Annotated in this window: 25 protein-coding genes and 1 pseudogene; 16 read left to right on the forward strand and 10 right to left on the reverse strand. The window is 65.1% G+C overall.

The window, feature by feature from the left end; all coding sequences use genetic code 11:
* Window positions 1-68: 68 nt before the first annotated feature.
* The 3 genes from RDV55_RS02410 to RDV55_RS02420 all read right to left on the reverse strand — a co-directional run bounded on the left by RDV55_RS02410 (window position 69) and on the right by RDV55_RS02420 (window position 5,161).
* Window positions 69-980: a TatD family hydrolase gene (locus RDV55_RS02410; protein WP_111822703.1), complete on the reverse strand. Its 912-nt coding sequence runs from the start codon at window positions 978-980 to the stop codon at window positions 69-71.
* A 45-nt stretch (window positions 981-1,025) separates the two neighbouring features.
* Complete coding sequence (locus tag RDV55_RS02415) at window positions 1,026-1,610, reverse strand: DJ-1 family glyoxalase III (RefSeq protein ID WP_111822702.1); 585 nt, start codon at window positions 1,608-1,610, stop codon at window positions 1,026-1,028.
* Window positions 1,611-1,738: 128 nt separating this feature from the next.
* On the reverse strand, window positions 1,739-5,161 hold the full coding sequence (locus RDV55_RS02420; RefSeq protein WP_111822701.1) for an ABC transporter ATP-binding protein/permease: 3,423 nt from the start codon (window positions 5,159-5,161) through the stop codon (window positions 1,739-1,741).
* Window positions 5,162-5,376: 215 nt separating this feature from the next.
* Between RDV55_RS02420 and RDV55_RS02425 the strand changes: the two genes are divergently transcribed.
* Window positions 5,377-5,949: a GNAT family N-acetyltransferase gene (locus RDV55_RS02425; protein WP_111822700.1), complete on the forward strand. Its 573-nt coding sequence runs from the start codon at window positions 5,377-5,379 to the stop codon at window positions 5,947-5,949.
* A gap of 85 nt (window positions 5,950-6,034) precedes the next feature.
* Here RDV55_RS02425 and RDV55_RS02430 read toward each other — a convergent pair whose 3' ends face one another.
* Window positions 6,035-7,927, reverse strand: coding sequence for a cation:proton antiporter (locus RDV55_RS02430; RefSeq protein WP_111822699.1), 1,893 nt, complete (start codon window positions 7,925-7,927; stop codon window positions 6,035-6,037).
* Between the two features lie 218 nt (window positions 7,928-8,145).
* On the opposite strand from RDV55_RS02430, the gene RDV55_RS02435 reads away from it, so the two are divergent.
* Together RDV55_RS02435 and RDV55_RS02440 are read left to right on the forward strand one after the other, a co-directional pair.
* Entirely contained in the window at window positions 8,146-8,739 is a 594-nt protein-coding gene (locus tag RDV55_RS02435; RefSeq protein WP_111822698.1) for a protoglobin domain-containing protein, read from the forward strand.
* Entirely contained in the window at window positions 8,708-9,313 is a 606-nt protein-coding gene (locus RDV55_RS02440) for a methylated-DNA--[protein]-cysteine S-methyltransferase (protein ID WP_111822697.1), read from the forward strand. Before RDV55_RS02435 ends, RDV55_RS02440 begins: the two co-directional genes overlap by 32 nt.
* Window position 9,314: 1 nt before the next feature.
* Here the strand turns inward: RDV55_RS02440 and RDV55_RS02445 are convergent, their stop codons facing one another.
* Both RDV55_RS02445 and RDV55_RS02450 read right to left on the reverse strand, forming a co-directional pair.
* Window positions 9,315-10,637 (reverse strand): hypothetical protein, encoded by a 1,323-nt coding sequence (locus RDV55_RS02445; protein WP_111822696.1) that lies wholly within the window; start codon window positions 10,635-10,637, stop codon window positions 9,315-9,317.
* Between the two features lie 119 nt (window positions 10,638-10,756).
* Window positions 10,757-11,479: a nitroreductase gene (locus RDV55_RS02450; protein ID WP_111822695.1), complete on the reverse strand. Its 723-nt coding sequence runs from the start codon at window positions 11,477-11,479 to the stop codon at window positions 10,757-10,759.
* 280 nt (window positions 11,480-11,759) lie between these two features.
* Here RDV55_RS02450 and RDV55_RS02455 point away from each other — a divergent pair, with 280 nt between their 5' ends.
* The 9 genes from RDV55_RS02455 to RDV55_RS02495 all read left to right on the forward strand — a co-directional run bounded on the left by RDV55_RS02455 (window position 11,760) and on the right by RDV55_RS02495 (window position 16,139).
* Window positions 11,760-12,017, forward strand: a complete 258-nt coding sequence (locus tag RDV55_RS02455; RefSeq protein WP_111822694.1) for a GlsB/YeaQ/YmgE family stress response membrane protein — start codon at window positions 11,760-11,762, stop codon at window positions 12,015-12,017.
* Between the two features lie 252 nt (window positions 12,018-12,269).
* Window positions 12,270-12,746 carry an Asp23/Gls24 family envelope stress response protein gene (locus RDV55_RS02460; RefSeq protein WP_111822693.1) on the forward strand — a complete coding sequence of 159 codons (477 nt, stop codon included), beginning with the start codon at window positions 12,270-12,272 and terminating at the stop codon, window positions 12,744-12,746.
* Window positions 12,747-12,779: 33 nt separating this feature from the next.
* On the forward strand, window positions 12,780-12,956 hold the full coding sequence (locus tag RDV55_RS02465) for a hypothetical protein (RefSeq protein WP_003793518.1): 177 nt from the start codon (window positions 12,780-12,782) through the stop codon (window positions 12,954-12,956).
* Between the two features lie 2 nt (window positions 12,957-12,958).
* Window positions 12,959-13,375, forward strand: a complete 417-nt coding sequence (locus tag RDV55_RS02470) for an Asp23/Gls24 family envelope stress response protein (RefSeq protein ID WP_111822692.1) — start codon at window positions 12,959-12,961, stop codon at window positions 13,373-13,375.
* Window positions 13,372-13,920, forward strand: a complete 549-nt coding sequence (locus tag RDV55_RS02475; protein ID WP_111822691.1) for a DUF6286 domain-containing protein — start codon at window positions 13,372-13,374, stop codon at window positions 13,918-13,920. The genes RDV55_RS02470 and RDV55_RS02475 overlap by 4 nt, the downstream gene beginning before the upstream one ends.
* 13 nt (window positions 13,921-13,933) lie before the next feature.
* Window positions 13,934-14,587, forward strand: a complete 654-nt coding sequence (locus RDV55_RS02480; protein WP_111822690.1) for an Asp23/Gls24 family envelope stress response protein — start codon at window positions 13,934-13,936, stop codon at window positions 14,585-14,587.
* Between the two features lie 61 nt (window positions 14,588-14,648).
* Window positions 14,649-15,236 carry an RNA polymerase sigma factor gene (locus RDV55_RS02485; RefSeq protein WP_111822689.1) on the forward strand — a complete coding sequence of 196 codons (588 nt, stop codon included), beginning with the start codon at window positions 14,649-14,651 and terminating at the stop codon, window positions 15,234-15,236.
* Window positions 15,236-15,784, forward strand: coding sequence for an Asp23/Gls24 family envelope stress response protein (locus tag RDV55_RS02490; protein WP_111822688.1), 549 nt, complete (start codon window positions 15,236-15,238; stop codon window positions 15,782-15,784). Before RDV55_RS02485 ends, RDV55_RS02490 begins: the two co-directional genes overlap by 1 nt.
* Window positions 15,774-16,139 carry a transcriptional regulator gene (locus RDV55_RS02495; protein ID WP_111822687.1) on the forward strand — a complete coding sequence of 122 codons (366 nt, stop codon included), beginning with the start codon at window positions 15,774-15,776 and terminating at the stop codon, window positions 16,137-16,139. The genes RDV55_RS02490 and RDV55_RS02495 overlap by 11 nt, the downstream gene beginning before the upstream one ends.
* 63 nt (window positions 16,140-16,202) lie before the next feature.
* On the opposite strand, the gene RDV55_RS02500 is transcribed toward RDV55_RS02495, so the two are convergent.
* Entirely contained in the window at window positions 16,203-17,252 is a 1,050-nt protein-coding gene (locus RDV55_RS02500) for a threonine aldolase family protein (RefSeq protein WP_111822686.1), read from the reverse strand.
* Between the two features lie 140 nt (window positions 17,253-17,392).
* Between RDV55_RS02500 and RDV55_RS02505 the strand changes: the two genes are divergently transcribed.
* A complete protein-coding gene (locus RDV55_RS02505; protein ID WP_111822685.1) occupies window positions 17,393-18,226 on the forward strand; it encodes a class I SAM-dependent methyltransferase in 834 nt (277 codons plus the stop codon).
* Between the two features lie 101 nt (window positions 18,227-18,327).
* On the opposite strand, the gene arfB is transcribed toward RDV55_RS02505, so the two are convergent.
* Both arfB and RDV55_RS02515 read right to left on the reverse strand, forming a co-directional pair.
* Entirely contained in the window at window positions 18,328-18,768 is a 441-nt protein-coding gene (gene arfB / locus RDV55_RS02510; RefSeq protein WP_111822684.1) for an alternative ribosome rescue aminoacyl-tRNA hydrolase ArfB, read from the reverse strand.
* Window positions 18,769-18,865: 97 nt separating this feature from the next.
* Window positions 18,866-19,465 (reverse strand): uracil-DNA glycosylase family protein, encoded by a 600-nt coding sequence (locus RDV55_RS02515; RefSeq protein ID WP_111822683.1) that lies wholly within the window; start codon window positions 19,463-19,465, stop codon window positions 18,866-18,868.
* A gap of 137 nt (window positions 19,466-19,602) precedes the next feature.
* Between RDV55_RS02515 and RDV55_RS02520 the strand changes: the two genes are divergently transcribed.
* A complete protein-coding gene (locus RDV55_RS02520; protein WP_111822682.1) occupies window positions 19,603-20,568 on the forward strand; it encodes an alpha/beta hydrolase in 966 nt (321 codons plus the stop codon).
* A 92-nt stretch (window positions 20,569-20,660) separates the two neighbouring features.
* Here RDV55_RS02520 and hemQ read toward each other — a convergent pair whose 3' ends face one another.
* Window positions 20,661-22,871, reverse strand: a complete 2,211-nt coding sequence (hemQ, locus tag RDV55_RS02525; protein WP_111822681.1) for a hydrogen peroxide-dependent heme synthase — start codon at window positions 22,869-22,871, stop codon at window positions 20,661-20,663.
* Window positions 22,872-23,073: 202 nt separating this feature from the next.
* On the opposite strand from hemQ, the gene RDV55_RS02530 reads away from it, so the two are divergent.
* Both RDV55_RS02530 and RDV55_RS02535 read left to right on the forward strand, forming a co-directional pair.
* Entirely contained in the window at window positions 23,074-23,997 is a 924-nt protein-coding gene (locus RDV55_RS02530; protein ID WP_111822680.1) for an ABC transporter ATP-binding protein, read from the forward strand.
* Window positions 23,984-24,745 (forward strand): annotated as a pseudogene (locus RDV55_RS02535) (ABC transporter permease). Before RDV55_RS02530 ends, RDV55_RS02535 begins: the two are co-directional and overlap by 14 nt.
* The last annotated feature ends 4 nt before the right edge of the window (window positions 24,746-24,749 follow it).

A 24,749-nucleotide genomic window follows, 5' to 3' on the forward strand; every position in this document is an offset into this window, starting at 1 on the left:
CTCAGAGAACGCGCGCTAACAGCAAGCGCGGGAGTCACGAATCAGCCGCGTTCGTGCGGCATGACCCCTCACCAGGTTCCGTAAACCGCCTCGGTGTTGTCCCGCAGCTGGTCGCAGGCCACCGCCTCGCTGACGCCCCACTGATCCGCGATGAAACGCACCGTGTGCGCCATGACGTAGGAGGCGTTGGGGCAGCCTCGCCAGGGGACGGGGGTCAAGTAGGGGGCGTCGGTCTCCACGAGGACGAGCTCGCGCGGCAAGGCGGCGAGCGCGGCGCGCAAATCGGAGTTTGCCGGGTAGGTGACGGGGCCTGCGAAGGAGGCGTACCAGCCGCGCTCGGCGAGGCGCTCGGCCATTGCGGCGTCCCCCGAATAGCAGTGGAACACGATGCGCTGATCGGCACTGACGCACTCTTCCAGGATTGCGAGGGTGTCCTCATGGGCGTCGCGGTCGTGGATCTGCAGGGGCAGTCCCGCGCGCTGCGCCATGTCGATGTGCGCGCGGAAGGACTCCTTTTGCGCCTGCCGACCGGGGTCTGCGGTGCGGAAGTAGTCCAGGCCGCTCTCCCCCACCGCGACGACCATCGGGTCGTTCAGGCGGGCCTCGACGGCGGCCAAGGCCTCGTCGAGGGGAACGTGGTAGTCGCGCACCTGTGGGACCAGACCGTCGGGCGAGGGATCGGCGCAGCCCGCGTGCAGGGCCGCGTCGTTGGGGTGGATCGCGATCGCGACACGCACGCCCTCGTGGGCCCTGGCCAGCTCGATCATCGGGTCGAAGTCGGGAAGCTCGCAGGCGCTTGAAATCATCCTGGTCACGCCAACCTGGCGGGCGTGCTCCAGCTGCTCGCCGAGGCTGAGCACCTCGCCCTCGCGCCGGGGAATCTGTCCGACGTGGGTGGGCAGGTGCGTGTGGTTGTCCACCACGGACGCCGCGAGGGGCGCGGGCACGTCGGGCCAGGGACGAGGCTTACGCGGGCTCATGGAAGAGTCGTGACCTTTCGAAAGAGGCGAGGAAGAAGGCGGAGTTCACCGGGACAGAACGATCCCGCGGGAGACCTCGTCGACAGCCTCGTCCCCGAGGAGCTGGCGCACGATCTCGAGGCCGAGCTCCAGGGAGGTTCCAGCCCCGCGGCTTGTCGTGATGAACTCGTCGACGACGACGGGGTTGTCGTGGGCGATCGCGCCGCCCTCGGCGATGGCCTTGATGAAGGCGGGGTTCGCGGTCGCGTGGCGACCGTCGAGGACGCCCAGCTCGGACAGGATCGAGGGGGCCGCGCAGATCGCTGCGATCGGCTGGGAGGCGTCGAAGCGGCGCAGCACTTCCGCCTGGATCGCGGGCGTGCCCTTCAGGCCCAGGGTGCCGGGCATGCCGCCGGGCAGGAACAGGACGGTGTAGGCCGACAGGTCGACGTCTGCGAGCATGAGGTCCGCGACGACGCGGATGCCGTGGGAGCTGGTCACGTGGCGCGCATCGGTCACGGAGATCAGGTCGGCGCGCACGCCGGCGCGGTACAGGACGTCGGCGACGGCCAGGGCCTCGACCTCCTCGAAGCCGTCGGCCAGCATGATGGCCACGGTGGCATCGGTGGCAAGGTTCTCGGGAGTGGGCATGATTCCTCTTTCCTCACGGCTACTGAAACGAGCGTTGCGTCCAGGTTAGCGCAGCCGCGCGCGCCCCGTGAAAACACCACGGCCTCGCCCTAACCGGAGCGAGGCCGTGGATCGATGAGCCGGGGCGCTTACTCGGAGCGCAGGGCCTCGACCGGGTCCTGACGCGAGGCGCGCGACGCCGGGATGATGCCCGCGATGACGGTCAGGCCCACGGACACGGCGACGAGCGTCAGCGCGGTCAGCGGCGAGAGCTGCGCGATGTTCTCCACGTTGAAGGAAGAGTAGGCGACGGCGTTGGCGATCGCGCACAGCCCGTAGGTCACGCCCACACCCATCAGGCCTGCCAAAAGGCCTTCGATGACGGTCTCCGCGTTGAAGACGCGCGACACGTCGCCCTTCGAGGCACCGATCGAGCGCAGGATGCCGATCTCCTTGCGGCGCTCGAGCACCGAAATGTAGGTGATGATCGCGATCATGATCGAAGAAACAATGAGAGAGATCGACACGAAGGCGATGAGCAGCCAGGAAATGATGTCGACGATCTTGGTCACCGAGCTCATCAGGGTTCCCATGATGTCGGAGTAGGTGATGACCTTATCGGTCGCACCGGCGGCCTTATGGTCGGCGTTGTAGGCGTCAAGGGCGGCCTTAACCTTGTCCTTGTCAGCGAAGGACTTGGGGTAAATCGAGATGTTCGACGGAGAAGCGATATCCGCCCACCCCAGATTCTTCAGGTTCGTGTCCAGGGTCGGCACGTTCGTGGAGAACATGGTCGCCATGAGGGCCGCGAGGGATTTCTCGTCCACGTTGGACTGGAAGGCCTCGGCGAATGCCTGCGGGTCCATAGAGAAGGCGCTCGACATGTTGGTGGCGAACTGCTCCATGGTGGTGCCAATCTGTTGACCGATGGCGGTCGACAGCTGCTCCATCATCTGAGTCATCGCGCTCGTCATGGCTTCCTGCATGACCTGCCCGATCACGGCGCTCACCCCCTGCGTGAGGGTGCCGCCGAGTTGAGCGGCGATCTGGGTGGAGATCGCGTTCATGACCTGGGTGGAGATGTCGGTGCCGATCTGGGATAGGGCTGGGTCGTCCCCGAGAGCCTTCGCCAGATTCGCGGCGAGCTTGTCGGAGTCAACGACCTGGTCCGAAGAGACGGCCGCACGCAACTGCTCGAGGACCTCGGGCTGAGAGAAGTAGGCCGAGGCCAGGGTCGCGAAGTCGGTTGAGCCTCCCGCCTCGATCTGTTTCTGGGCATATTCCTGGAATCCCTGCGCGATCTGGGATGCTTGGGCGCTCAGGTACTCGCCCGCACCGTCCTTGACGGCCCCGTCGGCCAGCGCCGAACGGATGATCGTCTGGAAGTCCACGTTGGCCAGTTGCGGCAATTCCTTGCTCAGGTCGCCCAGGTCGAGGGAGGACAGGTCAAAGGCCATTCCCGATTGCGGACCCGACTGCGCGGCCAGCGCCGACAGGTCGATAGACGACAGGTCCATTCCCGACATGTCGAGGTTGGAGAAGTCGAGGCCGGACAGGTCCATGCCGGAAAAGTCCAAGCCCGACAGGTCCATCTGCATCTTCGAGGGGTCGATCTGGAACGCTGCTGAAAGCTTCGACTCGTCGACGGTGAACAGGGAGGACATGTCGAAACCGCTGGACTGGCTCTTCTGGGTGTCCGCGAGCTCCTTGAAGGTCTTGCCCGTGAACACGTCGACCTCGGGCTTGGAACGCTGAGCCTTGACGATGGGGCTGGCGGCCGCCTCCTCGATCATTTGATAGGTCATGGCGGGGGTGTAGGCGATCCCCTGCCGCAGGGCACCGCCCTTGTCCGAGTTCGGCTTCACGATGCCCGAGATGGTGAGCTGCTGGCCACCGTCCACGAGCTTCTTCATGTAATCCTTGTCGTTGGAACGATCAGTCCATACCTTGTAGGTGTCGTCCCACGTGTACCTATCGAAGGCATTGACGCGACGGAAGGTGGTGCCCAGGATCGTGGAGTAGTCGTAGGTCGCGGTGCTCGCACCGGACTGGACTCCCGACTGGACTCCCGACTGCGCTCCCGACTGCTTCTTCCCTCCGAGCGCGCCCTGGTAGTACTGGCGCATGAGCTGGTCGAACTCCTTGTGGTCTTTGAAGCCCAGCGTGTACTCGAAGAGGTTGGGAATGTTGCCGTCCTCGTCCAGGACGAGGACCACCTGGTTCGCACCCGTCGGCCATGAGCCCGCAACGACGTCGTAGGCGGAGGTGTACAGCGAGGAGGTAGCTGGCATCTGATAGAAGGCGTTGGTCTCCATCATTGCCCCGAAGGAACCCGAGCCGAAACCGGCCTCCATCTGCTTCATCGACTGGTCGGGGCTAACCTGAACGGTCTCCTTGGAGGTGTCCGACTGGTAGATCTGGGGAACGAGGTCGTAGTCGTATTCGACCGCGTTGACCATCGAATCGATGTCCCCGCCGTTGTTATCCAGGTAGGTCTTGAGGGAGGCCAGGTCATTCGTCTTGGCGTCGCGGATCGTGTCGGCGAAGGTGCGCATTTTAGAGACGCCGACCTGACCGTCGGGCGCGGGGTTGGAGTCTTTCGAATCTGAGGCCGACACGGACAGCGCGGCCGTCATGTCGATGCCGGTCTTTTGAATCGTCAAAGGGTAGGACCCCAGGGTCTCCTCTTCGGTCTTGGCGATGTAGGCGTTCGTGCCGTTGGCCAGCGCCAGGATCGCGGCGATACCGATGATGCCGATGGACCCCGCGAAGGAGGTCATGAGGGTGCGCCCCTTCTTCGTCATGAGGTTGTTGAAGGACAGGGACATCGCCGTCAGGAATCCCATGGACGTGCGGCGCGCAGCCTTAGCCTCGCGGCGATCCTTGGCTTCGGGCACGAAAGGATCAGAATCGGCGACGACGCAGCCGTCGGCCAGCTCGACGATGCGGGTCGCGTACTGGTGGGCCAACTCGGGGTTGTGGGTGACCATGATGACGAGGCGGTCGCGGGCAACGTCGCGCAGCAGGTCCATGACCTGAACGCTGGTCTTGGAGTCCAGGGCGCCGGTGGGTTCGTCCGCGAGCAGGATCTCGGGGTCGTTGATGAGGGCGCGTGCGATGGCGACGCGCTGCATCTGGCCGCCCGACATCTGCGAGGGCTTCTTGTTCACGTGCTCCTTCAGGCCCACCCGTTCGAGGGCGTCGAGGGCTCGCCGGCGTCGCTCGGAGCGGGACACGCCCGACAGGGTCAGGGCCAGCTCGACGTTGGCGAGCACGCTCTGGTGCGGGATCAGGTTGTAGGCCTGGAACACGAAGCCGATGCGATTGTTTCGGTAGGCATCCCAGTCGCGGGCCTTGTAGTTCTTCGTCGAAATGCCGTCGATGACGAGGTCGCCGCTCTGGAATCGGTCGAGGCCGCCGATGACGTTAAGCATCGTCGTCTTGCCGGAGCCGGACTGGCCCAGCACGGCCACAAACTCGTTGTCGCGGAACGCCACGGAGACCTTGTTGAGCGCCACCTGGACCAGGCTCGCTGTCTGATAGGCCTTGACGATCTCCTTGAGTTCAAGCACGTTTCATCCTCACATCTACTGTTGGAACCCCTTCAAGTCTAGGCGAGCGGGAATACCCCCTGACCGCAGATGTTCACTGAATGTCCCCTGATCGGACCCTGACGCACCCCTGATTCCCCACCTCACGGGTCGCCCGACAGGCCCAAAACCCCGCCTCCGCCTCGTTCATCGGAAGGCCTGACAAAGGGGCGAGGGTGAGCGGGTAGACTGACCGCATGACCGACCTCACCCAGATCACAGTGCCCAACGAGGGGGCGATCACCGACAAAGTCAAGGAAATCTACGAGCGTTCCTTCCCGCCCGAGGAACAGATCCCCCTTCCCGAGCTGCTCAAGGCGGCCGAGCTCCCCGAGGTGTCCTTCGTCGCGTGGGTCGACGAGTCTCGCCCGGCGGGCGAGGACGGGGCCGCAGGCGTGGTCGCCCTGACGTTTTCCTTCGTGTTCCCCGACCTGTTCTACCTGGGCTTCCTCGCGGTGGACGGGTCCACGCGCAGCGCCGGCTACGGCTCGCGCATCCTCACCCACTTCCGCGAGCGCCACGGCGACGTGCCGCAGCTGCTCGAAATTGAGCCTCTCGAGCGCGAGGCTGGGAACTACCAGCAGCGCGAGCGACGGCTGGCGTTCTACGAACGCAACGGTTTTACGGTGACGAACATGATCACCCACGAGGCCGACCAGACCTACCGGGTCCTCGCGCGCGACGGCATCGTGGCGCCGCAGCGCCTGGAGGAGGCGCTGAACTCGGTGACCGATGATCCGGCGTACGCGTCGCGGGTGACGACGGACTGACGCTGCGCGTCGCGTCGGGTCTCGCCCCCGCCTGGCCCCGTCTGCCCCAGCTGTGCCCCGCTTGCGTGGAGGAGCGGGAGGTTGCTCAATGGTCGACGCCGTGGCTCGAAACCAGGAGGATTTCCTCATTGTCGAGGCGGGCGAGCGCGCCCTCGAGTGCCGCCGAAGAGAAGATACCCTCGTCGCGGGCCTGCAGAAGGGCGTCGCGCTGGGCATGGATGGCCTCCAGCGCCAGTTCACGGATCTGGTCTCGCGTGAAGGAACGCTCAACCTCCTCCTCGCTCATATCGACGGTGCCGTGGTCGTCGTCATCCACCTCGCTCGCGGAAACGGTGGCCTGAGCGGCGGCGTCCTGGAAGATGTCCGTGAGGACGCGGTCAGCGGCATGCGCAGTCCGCACTTGCTCACCCGTAGCCTCGTCAGTAAGTGCATGCCCCAGCCGGGAGAGTGTGCGCGAGACGCCGGCGGAGAGCAGGGTCTTGCCGTCGACCTCGTGAATCGCCTGGGCCAGCGCCGTATCGACGAGCGCGGAGCCCATGACCTTCAGGAGCTTGGCGCGCTCCTCCTCGGAGATGTCGCCCGTCGCCATCTTCGGCTTGACGAGGCGAATAAGGCCGGGCAGGGTCAGGCCCTGGATGACGAGGGCGCCAGCGGCGATGAGCAGGGCGATCGTGAGCAGCAGCGCGCGCATCGGGGCGTGCATCGAGATTGTCTGCGCGGCCGCCAGGGTGATCGCGCCGCGCATGCCCGCCCAGACGATGACGCTGCCCTCGCGCGGGCCCAGCGGCTCGTTCTCGAAGTAATCCAGGTCGGATCCGCGCATGGCGTTGCGGCGCGCGCGACGCTTGAGGCGGCGACGATAGAGGTTGAGCGCCTCTTCCCAGTGTTCGGGGCTCAGGTCGCGAGCCTCGAGCATGTCGGCGTCGACTTCGCTCGCCTTGTGCATGCGCTTCTCGAAGCGCTCGATGCGCGCGGCCTCGGCCTCGTAACGCCGCTGTCGGCGCTTGTGCCGATGGTCCAGCCAGGTGAACATGAACGCGATAAAGACGGCTCGAATGACCATGATGAGCGCGCCGAGGGTGACGGCAAGGAAGGCGGCGAAGGCCAGGCCACCGGAGAACGCGGCGGTCTCCTCGACGATCCCGAAAGCCTGGAGGCCCATCGTCAGGAAGATTCCGCTCTCCAGGACGAGGGTCATGGTCTGCCAGTTCTGCTGGGAGAAACGCCTGTTGGTCGCGGAGATGACGGCGGCGCGGCGACGCGAGACGACCAAGCCGGCGACGACGGCAGCGACGAGGCCGGAGCCTCCCAGGTGCTCGGCGGGGATCGAGGCAATGAAAGGCATCGTGAACGAGAAGACTGTATCGGCCGAAGGCTCCTTGATGAGTGCGCGCAGGCGCACGCCGACCTCGCCGACGACCCAGCCAATCGCAGCTGCGATACCGAGCGCAAGAGCGACCTTGCCGATGAGCAGGCCCGGGTTGAGGGCATGTTCGTCTGCTGCCAGGCCGGCGTTCATCGCGGCGGAGAGGAGGACCAGCGAGGTCGCGTCGTTGAAGAGGCCCTCGCCTTCGAGCACGGTGATGATGCGGTGGGAGACGCCCGAGCGTTTCGCGATCGAGACGGCGACCGCATCCGTCGGCGACAGCACAGCCCCCAGGGCGACGCCCCAGGGCAGCGAGATCGCGGGGACCAGCCAGTTGATGACGAAGCCGACCGCGAAGGCGGAGAGGAACACGAGGGGGATCGCGAGCATCGCGACGGCGTGCATCTCGCGACGGAAGTCCATGGTCGGCATGCGCACGGCCGCCGAGAACAGGAGCGGCGGCAGCACGACCTCAAGGATGAGATGCGGCTCGACCTCGATGGCGCCCACCTGCGGCAAGAAGCCAATCGCCAGGCCGATAACCAGCAGAATCAGCGGCGACGCCACGCCCACCTTGGGGGCGAAGAATTGGCATGCCACGATGATGAGCATTCCGGCCACGGCAATAAGAAGGGGATCCACAGGTCAATTGTAGTGCGAGCAACCCCACCAGCGCCGTTGCCATCTCACCACAGTGGCTACGCGCGCCGCGAACTCGCGCGGCGTACCACGCCCCGCCCTCCTGCCTTCCACACCGGCCCCAAATGTCAAACAGACCCACACGAGCAGAGCACGTGCTACCATTAACCCATAGGTTCAAGGAGGTCCTCATGACTGCTTACGACCACTCGTCGGGGTACACCTACGGCACTGATGCCGTCCCCACAGCTCCGCTTACACTCAAGGATCTACGCCAGATTGAGGCCGCCGCACACGTCCAGCCCGGTGACGCTGAGCTGCTCTCACGAGCAGAACCCATCCTGGCGCCGCATGCCATGGAAATGGTCGACACGTGGCGTGGAATTCTGGCTCAAAAAACGTATCTGGCAGCCCATTCCGCGCACCCAGATGGACAGCCAAACCCCGAGTACGCGCAGGCATCAAAGCCCCGCTTCGCCCAGTGGATCATCGACATGTGCACGCGCGAGCGGGACCAGGCGTGGTTGGACTACCAGTATCTGATCGGCGCACGGCACATGTCCGCAGCGAAGAACGCGGCGGATAGGGCGGACTCGACACCATTCGTTCCCCTACGCTACGTGCTCGCCTTCATCGCGCCGACTGTGGAGGTCGGGCACCGTCTCCTTGCAGAGGGCTTCGAGGGCGACGAGCTGAACGCCGTCCGCGATGCGTGGACTCGCGCTGTGACTGTCGCCGTGACAGTGTGGGCGTATGCCTACCGAGACCACCCCGAGCAGTTCTGATCCGGCACTCGCCACCTACAATTCCCCCATCGGTCGCCTCACGCTGGCCGCGTGGGGCGGTTCGATCGTCGGTGTGTGGGTGGCCGGGCAGCGCTTCTTCGGTCGCCTCTATGGCATCAACGAGGTCGTAGCGCCCTCCTCGGTCGATCTGACCTCGCCTGATTCCCGGGACAGCGTCTGCGCCGAGGCCAAGTGGGATGAGGCCGACGCGCGGGCTCTGGGCGCGGCCGCATCGTGGTTGGATGACTACGTCGCGGGCGCGGCCCCCTCCCCCGCCGCCGTGCCCCTCGCGCCCACGGGCACGGACTTTCAGAGGCGCGTGTGGGAGGCGATGGACACCATCCCCTACGGCGCGACGCGCACCTACGGGCAGATCGTCGCCCAGCTGCTCGAAGCAGGCGTGCCCGCCTCCGCGCAGGCGGTCGGCGGCGCGGTGGGGCGCAATCCCCTGCTCCTCATCCGCCCCTGCCACCGCGTAGTCGCTGCCAGCGGCCCGGGAGGATACGCGGCCGGAACGGAGGCGAAAGCCTGGCTCCTCGCGCACGAGGCGGCCACGGCCTCGTCGGTGAGCTGACTCAGTCGTTCTCCCGGTCGGCCTCGATCGCCTGGGCCACCAGGGCCTCGTCAACCGGTAGCGCGGTTCGCGCGTAGGCCGCCGCGTCCTCCTGGGTATCCGCGATCTCCTCGGCGATCGAGTTGGCCTCGCGGCGCAGCTCACGCCCATCCACGACCGATGCGCGGGCAAGCGTGCGGGCCTCGGCACGGTGTTCGTCCGTGTACTCCAGGTCGTCGGCGTGCTTGCGCACGAGGACGCGGATGAGCTTGCGGCGCAGGTTTTCCTCGCGCAGGACGGCGGAGCGCTCGCGCAGCCAGCCGACGGCGAGGACCATCAGGAGGGCGACGCCCAGCCAGCCGATGATCGGATACATGCCGCCGATCAGCTTCTTGAAGCCCATCAGCGAGGCCGCATACCCCACCGCGACAACGCCCACGAGGACAAGGCGCATGCGGCTTGTCGAGCCACCCGAGAAACGGCGCGCGGTCGAATAAAACAGCGAGAACACCGTGTTGTAGATAAGGGCGAAAATGATGAGCGTGTAAACGAAGGCGAAGGCCGGGTGGATCGACCGGGCGATCTCGAGCGCCGGGACGTTCACGTTCCATATGCGATCCATGTTCAGGTAGAGACACACGGCGTCCGCGCCGATCACGAGCGCGATAATGGCACCGCCGATACGCCCGGCGCGGCGTGCCTCGCCGATGCGCAGCACCGAGCCGCCCAGCACGAAAGCCATCGCAATGCCGTTGACGACGCACAGCGCGAAGTAGTTGATCGAAGACAGCCACAGATTCGGCAACGCGGGGGTCACCTGGGTTGCGGCGGCGTCGAGTTCGGCAAGGCCCGGGTGTGGGATCGACAGCGAGTAGACGGTCAGAATCGTGATCGCGATGATGATCATGGGCGTGAACACGCCGATCACCCTCATGATCCGATCAAAGTCGAGGAAGGCGGTGAGCACCACGAGAACCGCGCACAGGGCGCTTCCCGCCCACGCGGGGAGGCCGAATTGCTGCTCGAGGTTCGCTCCCGCTCCCGCGAGCATCACGAAACCCATCGCGAAGCCCGAAAACACCAGGACCACGTCGATGACGCGGCGCAGCGCCGGGTGGGTGATGCGTTCAAAGACCTCGTCGTGGTGGCCGGAGCGGTAGTAGGAGCCCAGCTGCAGAGCAACAGCTCCGAAGATGACGTTCAGGACGCCGAGCGCGGCGATACCGATGAGTCCCTTCGCCCCGAAGGACAGGAAGTACTGGAGCAAGTCTTGGCCGCTGGCTAGGCCCGCGCCGACGATGACTCCCACGTAGGCGAAGGCAACAGAAAGGTACTTCTTGGACATAGGGGCCTTCCACTGGTGAACATTTCACGAGGCCGAAGCTACTTCCACGGTAGAGGCGCAGCTTGGAGGGATGCACGCCCGTGGGAAATTGTTCACAGCACCGCAAAGACCCTTGTCCCCTACTTCCCTTCGAGCAGCTGGATCGGCGGGCGCGGTGCTTCCATCGCATTGATCGGAGCCTCCGGATCCGCGTAGCCGAGCGCGAAACCCGTAATGAAGCGGTAGCCCTCAGGAACCTCGAACTCAGCCTCGACGGGCGCGCGCCAGGTCGCCAGGATGCCGACCGGACAGGAGTCCACGCCGCGAGACTTGGCGGAGAGCAACAGGGTCTGGAGCATGAGGCCTGCATCCATAGCGCTCCACGGAAGCATGTCCTCGTGGACGAAGACGAAGCCCATGACGGGCGCGTCGAAAGCCGTCACGTTGCGGCGGTTGACGCGGTTGCGCCCCTCGATGTCGCCGCGCTCCACACCGTAGGTACCGTAGAGCAGCTTCGCGACCTCGATCTGGGCGGGGCGCACCTCGTCCGGGTAGCGCTTGCGCACCGGGTAGTCGCCGTCGGGGATCGGGATCTCCGCGTTCGGATCTTCCGCCTTGCGCGCCTGGGCCGCGATCTCCTCGTCGAAGAGTCGTCCGTAGTGCTCGCGCAGGCGCGCGGCGCGCTCTCCGGTCGCGATCGCGACACGGAATGCGCGCGTGTTGGACCAGCTCGGCGCGGTCGTCGCGTCGGCAAGGATCGCATCGAGGATATCGGCTGGAATCTCACGCTCCGTAAAGGCGCGCGTGGAGCGACGTGAGGCTGTCAGGGAGGAAAAGTCGATCGTCTCTTCGTTGAGTGTCATGCTCTGAGGCTACCCCTGTGATTCCCCTGAACATCGGGATGATCCACCTACTGGGCGCGGTTATCCGACAACAGCCGTTGACAACCGCGGACTCGGCGCTCAGCACAACAGCTGAACGCATGTAACATACAACACAGTTTCCTGGCGTGACATCATCAGCCATCGCGACGTCTAACATGTAGCGCGCAGCCAGCCTCAACGCCGGCATCACGCTTCCACACGTTCCAACGTCCGACCAGGAACGCAATCACATCGTCGGACCCTCACGAAGGAATACATCATGCTGTCACTTATCGGAATGGTCATCACCGGCGCCATCCTCGGTGCCCTCGCGCGACTCATCATGCGAGGTGAACAGAACATCTCCATCCTGTGGACCATCATCCTCGGCGCGGTGGGCGCGCTCATCGGAGGCACGATCGCCAGCTTCTTCGGCGTCGCCGACACCAGCGGAATCGACTGGATCAGGTGGGCCCTGTCCCTGGTTGCCGCCATCGGCGCAATCTCGGTCTACCTCAAGCTCGCCGGTCGCAAGTGAACGACACTCACTGACACGCCCCAAATTGCGACGCCATCAAGCTTAGTGGCATACGCCACACAAGAAGGTCGTGAGGTTTTCACGACCTGAGGCGTCTTCTTCATAGCGCGGCAATCATGACGGGCAGCAAGACAATTGAATCCGGCTACACACTGGCCGACAAAGGAAGCCACCACGGTGCCTGACTGACCACTTGCTGATCCGCGCACAACCCGTCACCAATCATCTCTCGAAGAAACGAAAGAGGCTCACATGAGCAAGAACACCATCCCCCAGACCGGCCAGCAGCGCGAGCGCAATGAGAACGTCGAAGAGGAAAAGACCCTGCGCGGTCCCCTCCAGACCGAGCACGGCGTGACCACGATCGACGAGAACGTGGTCGCCAAGATCGCCGGAATGGCCGCTCGCGAGGTGCCCGGCGTCTACGACATGGGCAACGCCGTGCGCCGCGCCTTCAGCGCTGTCACCGACCGCATCCCCAACGCCCAGACCAACGTCGCTGGCGGCGTGAGCGTGCAGAAGGGTGAGACCCAGGCTGCCATCGAGATCACCATCGTCATCGACTACGGTGTCTCTATCGTCGAGGTCTCCAACGCGATTCGTCGTAATGTCATCGAGCAGCTTGAGGGCACCACCGGCCTTGAGATCGTCGAGGTCAACATCAACGTCACCGACGTCCACCTTCCTGACGAAGACTCTGACGATTCCGAAGCTGCCGACCTCAAGTGATTCACCCCGACGCTTTGATCTGAGGAATTTCTTATGAAGACAACGCACCTGGCCCTCCTCACGGGCCTGTTCCTAGGAACCATTCTCGCCTTCGGCTCTTTCGCCGACTTCGTTCTGGTCGCCCTGTGCGGCCTGGTCGGATGGGGAGTAGGCCTTTGTCTGGAGGGCCGGGTCGATGTCCGAAGCCTCCTGGATCGGCGAAAGAAATGACGATGGCGACCGCGACCCAGCGCGCAATCGCGCAGCCGGGACCCTCCGAGGACTCTCACCCGTCCTGGGAGGACCGCGGCACCACGACCATTCCCTCCCGAGTCGTCGCCCGGATCGCTGCCGAAGCAGCCTACGAAACTGCGAACGTTGGCTCGAACGCAGGTGGACTCCTGGGGATCGGCGCGCGCCACAACTTTCATTCGCGACCCGAAGCGACGTGTGACATCTACGGTCAGGTGGCCGTCATCCACCTGAACCTGGGCCTGTCCTTTCCAGCGCCGCTATCTTCCGTTGTTGAGGATTTGCGCCACCACGTGCGCCGTCGAGTCGAAACGCTTACTGGACTGAACGTCGGCAAGATGACGATCGAGATCTCCTGGCTCCATCCGAGCAGCCACGTTAGGAAGAGCCTGACATGAGAACACCGGTTCCTTCACTTATCCGCCTCCCCTCCCGCACCATCCCGAGCATTATCCTCGCGCTGCTGCTCCTCACGGCCGGAGGACTGGGAGCATGGATCACAGGACACAGGATCATCACCGGAAGTTGGCCGACACCCGCTGACACTGCACTGTCCGCTATCGGCTCCGCCACTGTCGGCTCCCCCGCAGCCCTTGCAGTCGCCTTCTTTATAGCGCTATGCGGCCTGTCGATGATTCTGTCGGCACTGTGGCCGGGACTTCCCGGGCGTCTCGAGATCCTTCCGGATGATCTTCCCGGGCAGACCGCGACGAAGCGCCGCGACCTGGCGGACCTCATTCGCGCTCAGGTTGAGCAAGTTGACGGCGTCCACTCCGTCACCGTGGCCATCCGCCGCTCCCGCGTCGATGTCCTGGTCCGCAGCGTCCTGGATAACCTCGACCCCGTGCAGGATGCTGCCCGTCAACAGACCAATGAGGCGCTGGCATTGCTCGCACCCGTCGGCATTTCACGCAGCCGCGTGCGCGTCCAGCGAACGAGCTGAAGGAGATCCCACTATGCGTTCAGTTTCTGGTGCTTTCAATCGGATTATCTTGGCCACCTTCGGTCTCGCTCTCGTCGCGGCGGCGTCGTGGTTCGTGGCCTCGGGCCTCGGCGCTGGCCGCTACTGGCCAGCCGTCGACCGTTACCTGGCACCCGCCCAGGATTCTGTCAGCAGCATCCTCGCGCCTCTCACCCATTCGAATTGGCTTATCCCGATCGCTGCATTGCTGTCGGTGTTAGCGATCGTCGCGGGAGCATTCGTGCTCATCAAGCAGATTCCTCGCAAGGCAGCCGCTTCTCCCCTGAGAATCACCGGTTCCGATGGCTCACTACTGGCCTCCCTGGCTCCCGATGTCCTCTCCCAGGCGCTGTCTGAGAGGGCGCAGGAGATACCCGGCGTCGAACAGTGCTCGGTCTGGGTGGCAGGGTCCCACAAGAACCTTTGGGTTCAGGCAGACATCACTGTCTCTCGAGACAGTGCGGTCGAATGGGCAGTGTCTGCGCTCAGGAATCGACTCAACGAGGACATCGCAACGTCCCTCGGTGCTGCTCCTCGACAGATCGACGTCCTGATGAATCTCAACAGTCCGTCACGGTCGAATAGTCGTTCAGAGGCGGTGACAGGACAACGCGCCCCAGTCATCGACGGGAGCAACGTTGACGCCTGAGGTACAGGGCGAGGCAACACCAATGCCTCGCCCTGCTCCTCATTCGCGCTACGATGCTGACATGACTACCCCGGCCGCGCCGCCTCACGACGACCGATATCTGGTCCTACGCGCTCAAGACGGAGACATCGGCGCGTTTGAGAAACTCGTCGATCGATATCAGGGCCGATTGTTCCGATCGGCCTACATGATCGTACGCAACCGCCAGGACAGCGAAGACATCGTCCAAGAGACGCTCATTCAAGCCTGGCGGAGCATTCACCTGGTCCGCGAGCCGGCCGCTTTTCGAGGATGGCTCTTGCGGATTTGCACGAACAAGGCCACCAGCCTGATGCGTAAACAGCAGCGCCGAGCGACCGACCCCTACGACGCTGAAAGCCTCGAGACCGCGAGTAACACTGCGCAGGCCTCTGCGAACAATACCGCCGATCCAGCTGACTCCAGCGAAGTGAACGCACAGATCAAAGCGCTGGCCGAAATCTTAGCTTCTGTGCCCCCGAACCTGCGTATCGTCTGGGTACTGAGAGAAATTGACGAGATGACGTACGAGGAGATAGGCCAAACCCTCAACCTGACCGTTCCAACCGTTCGAGGGAGGCTGGCACGCGCCCGCTCTCTCGTCATGCGCATGATGAAGGAGTGGTCCTGATGCGTGGCGCGAAAAAGCTATCCGACAACGTCCGGAACTCGGCGGCTTCGGCACGTTCTCTTATTCGTTCGCACGAGCAAGACGATGCAAACACACAGAAGTACTTGCAGGTGATTGCATCTCTACACAAGGAATGGGATGAACTCGAGGCGCAGGGCAGCTCATCAGTGATGCCCCGTCGCTCCCTCATGGACGCCATTGCGGCCGAAACACGACACGGATCCCAGGTGGAGATGCCGGAAACGGATCTCGGCCCGTACAGCATGTCCGAGTTTTCATTGCGGGCACTGATTCGAAAGACCATCGATGCCGTGCCCGGCGCACGGGCATTGCGTTCGTCTATGACGCACGCCCCCACGAGCAAGGAGCACCGAGGCCTCGGGGTTCCTGAGACCATCTCCTGCCGGATCTCCGCGCACATCAGCGTCGACAGCCTGCCACTTCTCACTCAGCAGGTCCGCGATGCCGTTCGGGCAGCTTGTCGTGAGAACCTGGGGGTCTCGCCCATTGTCAACATTCACATTGAGGATCTCCACGATGACGACTAGCCGCTCAGCCGCCGAGCTGGTGCACCTCGTTACTGCTATTCCCGGGGTGCGAGGAATCGAACCGGGACTCACCAGCACGTTAAAGGTGATTGGTAAACGCATGCAGCAGCAGGAGTCTCAGCAGGACCGTTTCGGCGTCATCATTGACGAAGGTACGAACAGGGCCATCATCGAGGTCGGCCTCGACGAGTCTCGGCCTGTCAAAGAGATCGTGCGTGACATCCAAGAAACCGTGATCCGCTCCCTCGCCGAGCCGGACTCACGGGACGATGACGCTGTGAACGATGAAGGCTCCGAACACGTCGACAACCCTACGGGGCACCGGGTCACAGTGCGGGTCCAGTCGCTTCTCTAGGCTCTCACCGCCGACGAAGCACGCTGACTGACCGCTATCGCCCTGACTATCGGACGCGATGCCCTACCGCGCCAGGGCTTGCTCGAAGGCTGCCACATCCTCCTCGGGGGTCGCCCACGAGGTGCCAATGCGGGCGAGGAGGCGTCCGTCGGGCAGCGTCTCCCAGATACTGTAATGCACTTTGCGCGACAGGCGCTCGTGCCCGGCCTGGTCCAGCGCCACGAACGTCAGGTTGGTCGGCGAGTCCATCGTGACCACGTATCCGGCGCGCTGGAGGGCCGCGCGGATCCGGGCTGTGGCCGCCACTGCCGGATCACCGATGGTCAGGTAGAGGCTCTCCTCAAAGAGCGCTTCGAACTGGACGCCCAGGAGACGCCCCTTAGCCAGGAGGGCGCCATGCTGCTTCATCTGGGTGACGAACTGGCGGATCGACCCGCGCTGCGGGATGACCACGGCCTCACCAAACAGCGCACCGCACTTGGTGCCGCCGATGTAGAACACGTCGGTCAGGCGCGCCAGGTCGGCCAGGGTCACATCGTTGGCGGGCGAGGCCAGCGCGTAGGCGAGGCGCGCGCCGTCGACGAAGAGCTTCAGATCGCGCTTGCGGCACACCGCGGAGAGCTCCTCAAGCTCCTTCAGGGAGTACAGGGTGCCGTACTCGGTGGGCTGAGAAATATAGACGAGGGCGGGGGCGATCATGTGGTCACGCGCACCGTCGCCCTCCCACGCCGAGCAGATGCGTTCGACGTCGGCGGCGTTGATCTTTCCGTCGACGGCCGGAGTGTCGAGGATCTTGTGGCCGCCGCGCTCGACGATGCCTGCCTCGTGCATGTTGATATGGCCGGTGTTCGGGGCGATGACGCCCTGCCAGGGCAGGAGGATCGCGTCGATGACGGTGGCGTTTGTCTGGGTACCGCCGACCAGGAAATACACGTCCGCGTCGGGGGCGGCGCAAGCTTCGCGTATCAGGTCGCGGGCGCGCTCGCAGTGCTCGTCGGTGCCGTAGCCGCTGGTCTGTTCCATGTTGGTGGCAACGAGGGCGTCAAGCACCCGGGCATGCGCCCCCTCCTGGTAATCACTGGAAAAGTTCGGCAGCGCGTGGGAAGAATTCACGCGGATATTATTCCACGCAAAGCATCAGATAGTTGCCGAAATACCACCCGGCGCTTTAACCCATCGCGCACAGCGATTATTCTGACGGGATCGGGCTAAGCCGCCCACCCTCACTCAGGAGCAAAAGGAGGCCACGGAAGATGTCGACACGCAGCAGGGGCCGCGAGGAGTCCACCAAACGCGACAGCCGGGAGTACTGGAATAAACGGGCCGCTAATTTCACCCGCTTCGCAACCGGCGAGTACGAACAATGGCTCATGCAACTCCTCGCGCTCAACCCCGGCGAGGTGGTCTTGGACATGGGATGCGCAACCGGTACGCTCGCGGTCCCCCTAGCCAGGGCCGGACACCACGTCCATGCCTGCGACTTTGCCGAGGCAATGCTCGAAATCCTCGATGAACGCGCGGCAGCGGAACAACTGCCCATCTCCTCTCACCTTCTCGCGTGGGAGGACGACTGGGAGGCGGCGGGCCTGGGCGCGAACAGCGTAGATGTCGCCTTCGCCTCGCGTTCCCTCATGACCGAGGCCGTGGCACCCTTTATCGCCAAGCTTGACTCGGCGGCCCGTTCCCGTGCCGCAGTTGTTGTCCCCGCGAGCCTGCCACCCTCCTCCGACCCTCGCCTGCTCACCTACCTAGGGCGCACGGCCAAGCACCCCCGCAACCCGCGCAAGGTCCTGCGGGCTCTGCGTGCGTTGGGGCGAGTCCCCGTGACCGCCTCCACCACGACCTTCCGCCCGATGCGCTTCGATTCCTTCGACGAGGCGCGCTCCGACCTGCGTCGCCTCGCCCGCTCCGAGCCTTTCACGGTGCGCGAGCAGCGTCTCTTCGACGACTACGCGACCCAGCATCTCACGCGCAAGGTCGTTCAGTCGCCCACCGGCGAGGACCGGCAGATGTGGGTTCTCGACTACCCGCTGCCGGTCACCTGGGTGTTCATCGGGTGGCGCACGGAGGAAAGCGAGTGGGGGTAGACTCCCGAGCAACCTGCGCCGGCAACGCCCGGCTGCCAGCCGACGCAGCGAGACGATGAGTGCGGGCGCGCGACGCCCGGACTAGCCCCGCGAGTCCGGCGCTACTGCCAGTCGGGGCGGCGCCTGCGAGCCTTGAGTTCCGAGCGCCTCTTCTTGGCATCCAGGCGACGCAGTTTGGACGCGCGCGTCGGCTTCGTGACACGCCGCGGGATCGGCGGAGTCAGCGCCGCCCGCAGGATCTCGCCGAGGCGCTCGCGCGCGGCGGCGCGGTTGCGGCGCTGGGAACGAGTCTCGGCGGCCGTGATCGTGAGGACGGTTCCGGTGAGTCGCTCGCGGAGCACCGACAGGGCACGCTCGCGCTGCTTGTCGTTGAGGGCGCTCGTCGATCCAAGGTCCAGGCTGAGCTGTACCCGCGAGTCCGCGGTGTTGACCCCCTGCCCTCCGGGGCCCGAGGCGTGAGAGAAGCGCTCGGCCAGCTCCCCCGCGGGCACAAGAAGGCCGCGCGGGCAGCCCGGCCCGGGAGGTATACGCAGATCGTTCATGCGTTCCAGTGTGCACCACCTACCCCGGCCTCGTCAGACTGGCGGCCTACCCATCGACGGATTCTGGTGCTCCCCACCTGGCCCAGCCCCGGCCTCGTCAGGCGAGCAGGTTGGCGACGCGCGCTTTCAGGTCTGGCAGCACGTCGGCGGCGAACCAGGGGTTCTTCTTCATCCACATCTGGTTGCGCGGCGAGGGGTGGACCAGTGGGAAGTAGGCGGGTAGATACTGCTTGTAGCCGCGCACGACCTCCGTCAGGGAAGCCGAGGAGGGCAGGTGCAGGTAGCGTCTCGTCGCGTAAGCTCCGACGAGGATCGTCATCTCCAGGTTCGGCATGAGGGCGAGCAGGCGCGGGTGCCACTTGTGGGCGAAGTCCTTGCGCGGTGGCAGGTCGCCGCTCTTGCCAGTGCCCGGGAAGTAGAAGTCCATGGGAACGATGGCGAGTTTGCCCGAGTGATAGAAGGTGTCGCGGTCGATACCCATCCAGTCGCGCAGCCGGTCGCCGCTGCGGTCGTTCCACACGATGCCGGTCTCTTCGGCGACTCGCCCGGGTGCCTGACCGACGATCATGATGCGGCACTGAGGCCCCGCGTAGAACAGCGGCCCCACGCCTCGCTTCGTGAACGAGGCGTTGGCCGGGTCTGCGGCGATCTCCTCGGCGATTGCGAGGACAGCTGGGTCGGTGATCTCTGGCGTCATGCCACCATGGTAGGCCTGGCCACACCAATGAGGAGTGGCGACCCCAACAGGCATACAGTGGATGGCATGAAGACAACGAGCACCGGGCATGCGGGGCGAGGGCAGTGACAACAGGATTCGTGCGCCGTTCCAACAGGATGAGCGTTATCGCCGCGTCGGTTGCGATCACAATCTCACTGTTTGGCCTCGCGGGCCTGACGTCGAGCGCCCTCAATCGCTCCGGGCACGGCCAGAAGGACCCCTCCCCCGTCTCCTACGAGGAGGACGGCACGACCTCCGCCTTTTCCGCCCCCTCGGAGCTCGCGGGGTCGATCCAACAGATCACGTACGAGCAGGCCTATGAGGGCGTGACCTACGAGAAGGAGGCCCTCGTCTACGTGCCCGCGTCCTACACGCCGGGGGTTCCCGCGAACATCGTCTATCTGACGCACGGATGGTGGGGCACAGCCGACGGTCTGACCGAGGGCGTGGCCCCCATCGTCGATCAGCTGACCTCCGTGGGGGCCATCGCTCCCACGATCGTCGTGTTTGCGAGCTACTACCCGGATCGCTCCTTCGCGACTGAGGACTACGAGGACGACTACGCACTCAATCGCTTCTTCGCGACGACCGAGATCGACACGCTCATCGAGGCGGTTGAGTCTCGCTACACGACGTACGCGCACGGGGACACCTCGGACGAGTCTCTGCGCGCCTCGCGCAGGCACCGCGCCTTTGGCGGCTTCTCGATGGGCGCGACGACCACATGGGACGTCTTTTCGATGAGGCCACAGTACTTCTACGGCTACCTGCCGATGGCAGGAGAGTCGTGGATCGGGCACGAGACGGACGCCGACACCGACCAGATCGCTGAGCTGATTGCCGCGGGGGTCGAGCGCGCGCACTTCGGTCCGCAGGACTTCCGGATTCTCGCTTCGGTGGGGTCCGACGATCCCGCACTGTGGGACATGATGCCCCAGCTGACGCAGCTGCAATCCGACTATCCCGACCTGATGACAGACGCAAGCCTGCAGCTGTGGATCGACGAGGGAGAAAGCCACTCCATGACCTCGGTTGCCAACCAGGTCGCCCACGACCTGCCGCTCCTTTTCCCGCCCGCGTAGGGGATTCTCCCCGCACACCGGCAGAGCCAGCCCTGGCCTCGTCCCTTATCTTAGGGACGAGGCCAGGGCTGGCTGACAGATAAACGAGGCCCCTATGCGCGGGGCTGGCGCTCCGCCCACTCGCCGAGGCTCACGCGCGGACCCGTGAAGAACGGGGTGTCCTCACGCACGTAGAGACGCGCCTCGGTGTAGCGCTGGGCGTGCATGACGCCCTCCAGGCGGTCCAGGCTGTCTGCCTCGAACGCGAGCACCCACTCGTAGTCGGAGAAGCCGAAGGCGGACAGGGTCGAGCCCTTGACGTCCGGGTAGTGCGCGAAGCCGTTGCGGCCGTGTTCGGCCATGATGCGGGCGCGCTCTTCGGGGGCCTTGAGATACCAGTCGTAGGAGCGCACGAAGGGGTAGACCATCGCCCAGTCGCGGGGGGCGACGCCGCCGAAGCAAGCGGGAATGTGGCGCTTGTTGAACTCGGCGGGGGTGTGCAGGCCCATGCAGGACCACACGGGATCCAGGAACTTGCCGAGCGCGCTGGCGCGCAGGCGGTGGTAGGCGTCCTGCAGGACCTCGGGATCGTCGTCGAGCCACCACACCATCAGGTCTGCCTCGGCGCGGAAGCCGGACACGTCGTAGAAGCCGCGAATTTCCGCGCCCGCGCCCTTCACGTAGTCCAGGGACTCGGCGATAATGCGGCCGCGCTCGCCGTCGTCGGCGGGCAGGGACTCGCCGAGCGCAAACACGGAGTAGAGGGCGTAGTGCTGCTTGTTGTTGACCTCGTCGAAGTCGACGCCCGTCGCGTCGCGCGGGTCGGTGACACGGGCGTGAGCGGCGTGCGAGTGGGGCGTCGCCTCGGTGCCCGCATGGCGGGCCTGGTGGCGCGCGGCGTGCTCACCGACACGGTCCGGCACTCCCGCGGGATGTCCCGGGTTCTCCGGGTTCTGCTGGGGCGGCACGACGGCGTGGGGATGCGGGGTAGACATAGAGTCCTCCTGGGGTGTGGCTGTTTGACCGGCGGCTCGGGCGGGCGCGCCGGAAGAATGAGGGGCGTGTGCGGTGCCGGGGTGGGCGCTGGCACCAGGGGACGAGGCGTGGCCGGGGCGTGCCGGGGAGAGGCAGCAGTCGCTCGGGCAGACGGTGTGGAAGGGGCCGGTACTCGTCACGGTGACGGGCACGGGCTGCTCGCCTCGCGCCTGAGCGGCGCGCTCTTCGAGCACGTCGACCAGGGAGGACACGAAGGCCGGATCCGTCGCGACGGTGTCTGCACGCTCGTAGGGGATCCCCAGGCGTGCGGCGGTCTCCTTCGCCTCGGTATCGAGGTCGTAGACGACCTCCATGTGGTCGCAGATGAAGCCAATGGGGACGACGACAGTACCGGTCAGCGGGTTCGCGTCGGCCGCGATATCCTCGAGGAAATCGTTGATATCAGGCTCAAGCCAGCGGGCCTGCGGGGGTCCCGACCGCGAGCAATACACGAGGTCGTAGCCCAGATCGGCGCGCCCGAGGATGCGCCTCAGCTCCGGCATGATCGCTTGGATGAGGGCGTGGTGCTGGGCGACGTAGCTGATTTCGCTTGCCGAGGTTCCCGCTTCCGACGACGCCGCACTCCCCTGCTGCTCGACGTGACCGTCCGAGGCTGCCGCGGCCTCGTCAGTTGAGGGACGGAAGGGGAAGGGCGAGGACCCTGCCTCCATGCTCACTGGGATGGAGTGGGTGACGAAGATCAGGCGAATCCCGGAGGTATCGACGCCGCGCGCCGCGAGGGCCTCCCACGCGCGCCGAACGGATGTGATCTGCGCGCTCGCCATGCCGGGGGTCGAGTAGTAGGGACGGACCTTGTCCAGGATGATGTCAGCGTCGGGGTTATCGGCGCTGTCTTCTGCCCCTAGTACGATCGTCCCCCACTTGTCGCGCAGGGCGTCCGCGGCCTCCGCGAGGTCTTCGCGATACTGGCGGCATCCCGAGTACGAGGCGTAGGCGGAGGTGGGCAGGACGAGGATGCGCCGGGCACCCGCCTGGGCGAGCTCGTCGAGGCCTTCGGCAACAAAGGGGTGCCAGTTGCGATTTCCCCACCCGACGGGAATGTCGTGCCCGCGCCTGCCGAGCTCCGCGGACAGGTCGGCGATCAGGCGCTGGTTGCAGGCATTGATGGGCGAGACGCCGCCGAAGCGCTTGTAGTGCGCAGCGACCTGGAGCAGACGCTCATCCGGGATTCCGCGACCGCGCGTGGCGTTGCGCATGAACGGCAGGACGTCGTCCGGGCCGTTCGGTCCACCGTAGGACAGCAGCATGATCGCGTCGTAGGTATCCATACCTGGCACTTTCGCTCCTCCTTCAGGCCTCGCGCAGACAGTGTAGGGCCGCGCGCCTCCCCCACGCAGCGACAGATTGTCAGAAAAACGCAGCAAATCAGCATTTTCCCCGGCAGACAGCACCACCTTGCACCCACAAGTTAACACTGTAAACCTTACTCGTGACACAAAGTTAACAGCGTTAACCTATGGGAGAATCACCGTGTCGCACCCACACGCTCCGGGCCTGGACGCCCGGGGAATCCGCAAGAGCTACGGCACTCACGAAGTCCTGCGCGGGGTCGACCTGCGCGTCGAACCCGGTCAGGTCCTCGGACTACTCGGACGAAACGGAGCGGGCAAGTCCACGCTCATCACGATCCTGTGCGGACTGCGCCGCGCCGACTCGAGGACCGCATCCATCTGCGGCCAGCGCCCCGCATCCGCCGATGCCGCACGGTCAATCGGATACGCACCCCAGGAGCTGGGCATCTACCCCGACCTGAACGTCACCCAGAATCTGGCTGCCTTCGGCGAGCTGCACGGACTCGGTCGACGCGAGGCGGCCTCGCGCGCGGGCGAGGTCATAGACCTCCTCGGCCTCACAGAGAAGCGAGGGCAGCGCGCCTCGCACCTGTCGGGCGGACAGCAACGCAGGCTCCACGCGGGCATGGCGATCATGCACCGCCCGCGCCTGGTGTTCATGGACGAGCCGACCGTCGGCGCGGACGTGGAGGCGCGCAGCCAGATCCTGCGCGCAGTCCGCCGGCTCGCCGACGACGGAGCGGCCGTCGTATACACCTCGCACTACCTCGCCGAGTTTGAGGAGCTTGGCTCCGACATCGCGATCCTGAACGAGGGGCGCATCGTCGCGAGCGGCACGCTCGAAGCGATCGTATCTCACCACGCGCGCGCCGAGGTCACGCTCGAGTTCGATCGCCCCATCCCCTCGATCGACGGGTGGAGCGCCGACGACAGGCACCTCCGACTCATCGGGGACGAGGCCGACCCAGGTTCGCGGATCGGCGAAGCCTTGGCCTCGCCCGCCCTCGAAGGCGCGCGCCTGACGGACGTGCGCGTCATGCAGGCGAGCCTGCACAACGCGTATCTGCAGATCGTCAAGGAGAGTGACCATGTCGCGGCTTAAGCAAATCGGAGCCATGACCCGCCTCAACATCCGCCTGCAGCTCACTGACCCTGCGCCCACGCTCATCCTGACGGTGATCCCCCTCGTCTTGATCCCCTTCATGATGCCGGCGTTCAAGTCGATGCTGCTGGCCGACGGATACACCGGCGTGACCGGCGCGGAGCAGGCCGTCCCATCGATAGCAATCCTCTTCTCGTTCCTGGCCGTGCAGAACATCATCAGCTCGTTCTTCAACGAACGTTCGTGGCGCACGTGGGAGCGCCTCTAGGCCTCCCCCACCTCGCGCGCGTCCATTCTGACGGGCAAGGCGCTGGTCGCCTTCCTCATGCAGACCGTTCAGATCGCGGTTGTCCTCGCGCTCGGCGCTCTCGTTTTCAGCTATCGACCGACCGGTTCCCTCGTCACGCTGGCCGCGATTCTCCTCAGTTTCTCGTCGGTTCTGTCGGCGCTCGGCGTCGCGCTCGCGCTGTGGTCACGCAGCCGCGACGCAGCCCTGTCACTGTCGAACATCATCGGCATGCTGGCGGCCGGCATCGGTGGCTCCTTCTCCACGGTCTCCTCGTTCCCCGATTGGGCGCAGCACGCCGCGCGCCTGTACCCCGCATACTGGGCGATCACCGCGATTCACGAGGTGAGCCTGGACGGGGCGGGACTTGCCGACATCCGGGCGCGGATCGGCGTCCCGTGGGGTTTCTTCGCGGTGATCGCGGGGCTGGCACTGGTACAGTTCCGGTATCACAGGGAGTAACGTC

Source organism: Schaalia odontolytica (genome assembly GCF_031191545.1).
GTDB lineage: Bacteria > Actinomycetota > Actinomycetes > Actinomycetales > Actinomycetaceae > Pauljensenia > Pauljensenia odontolytica.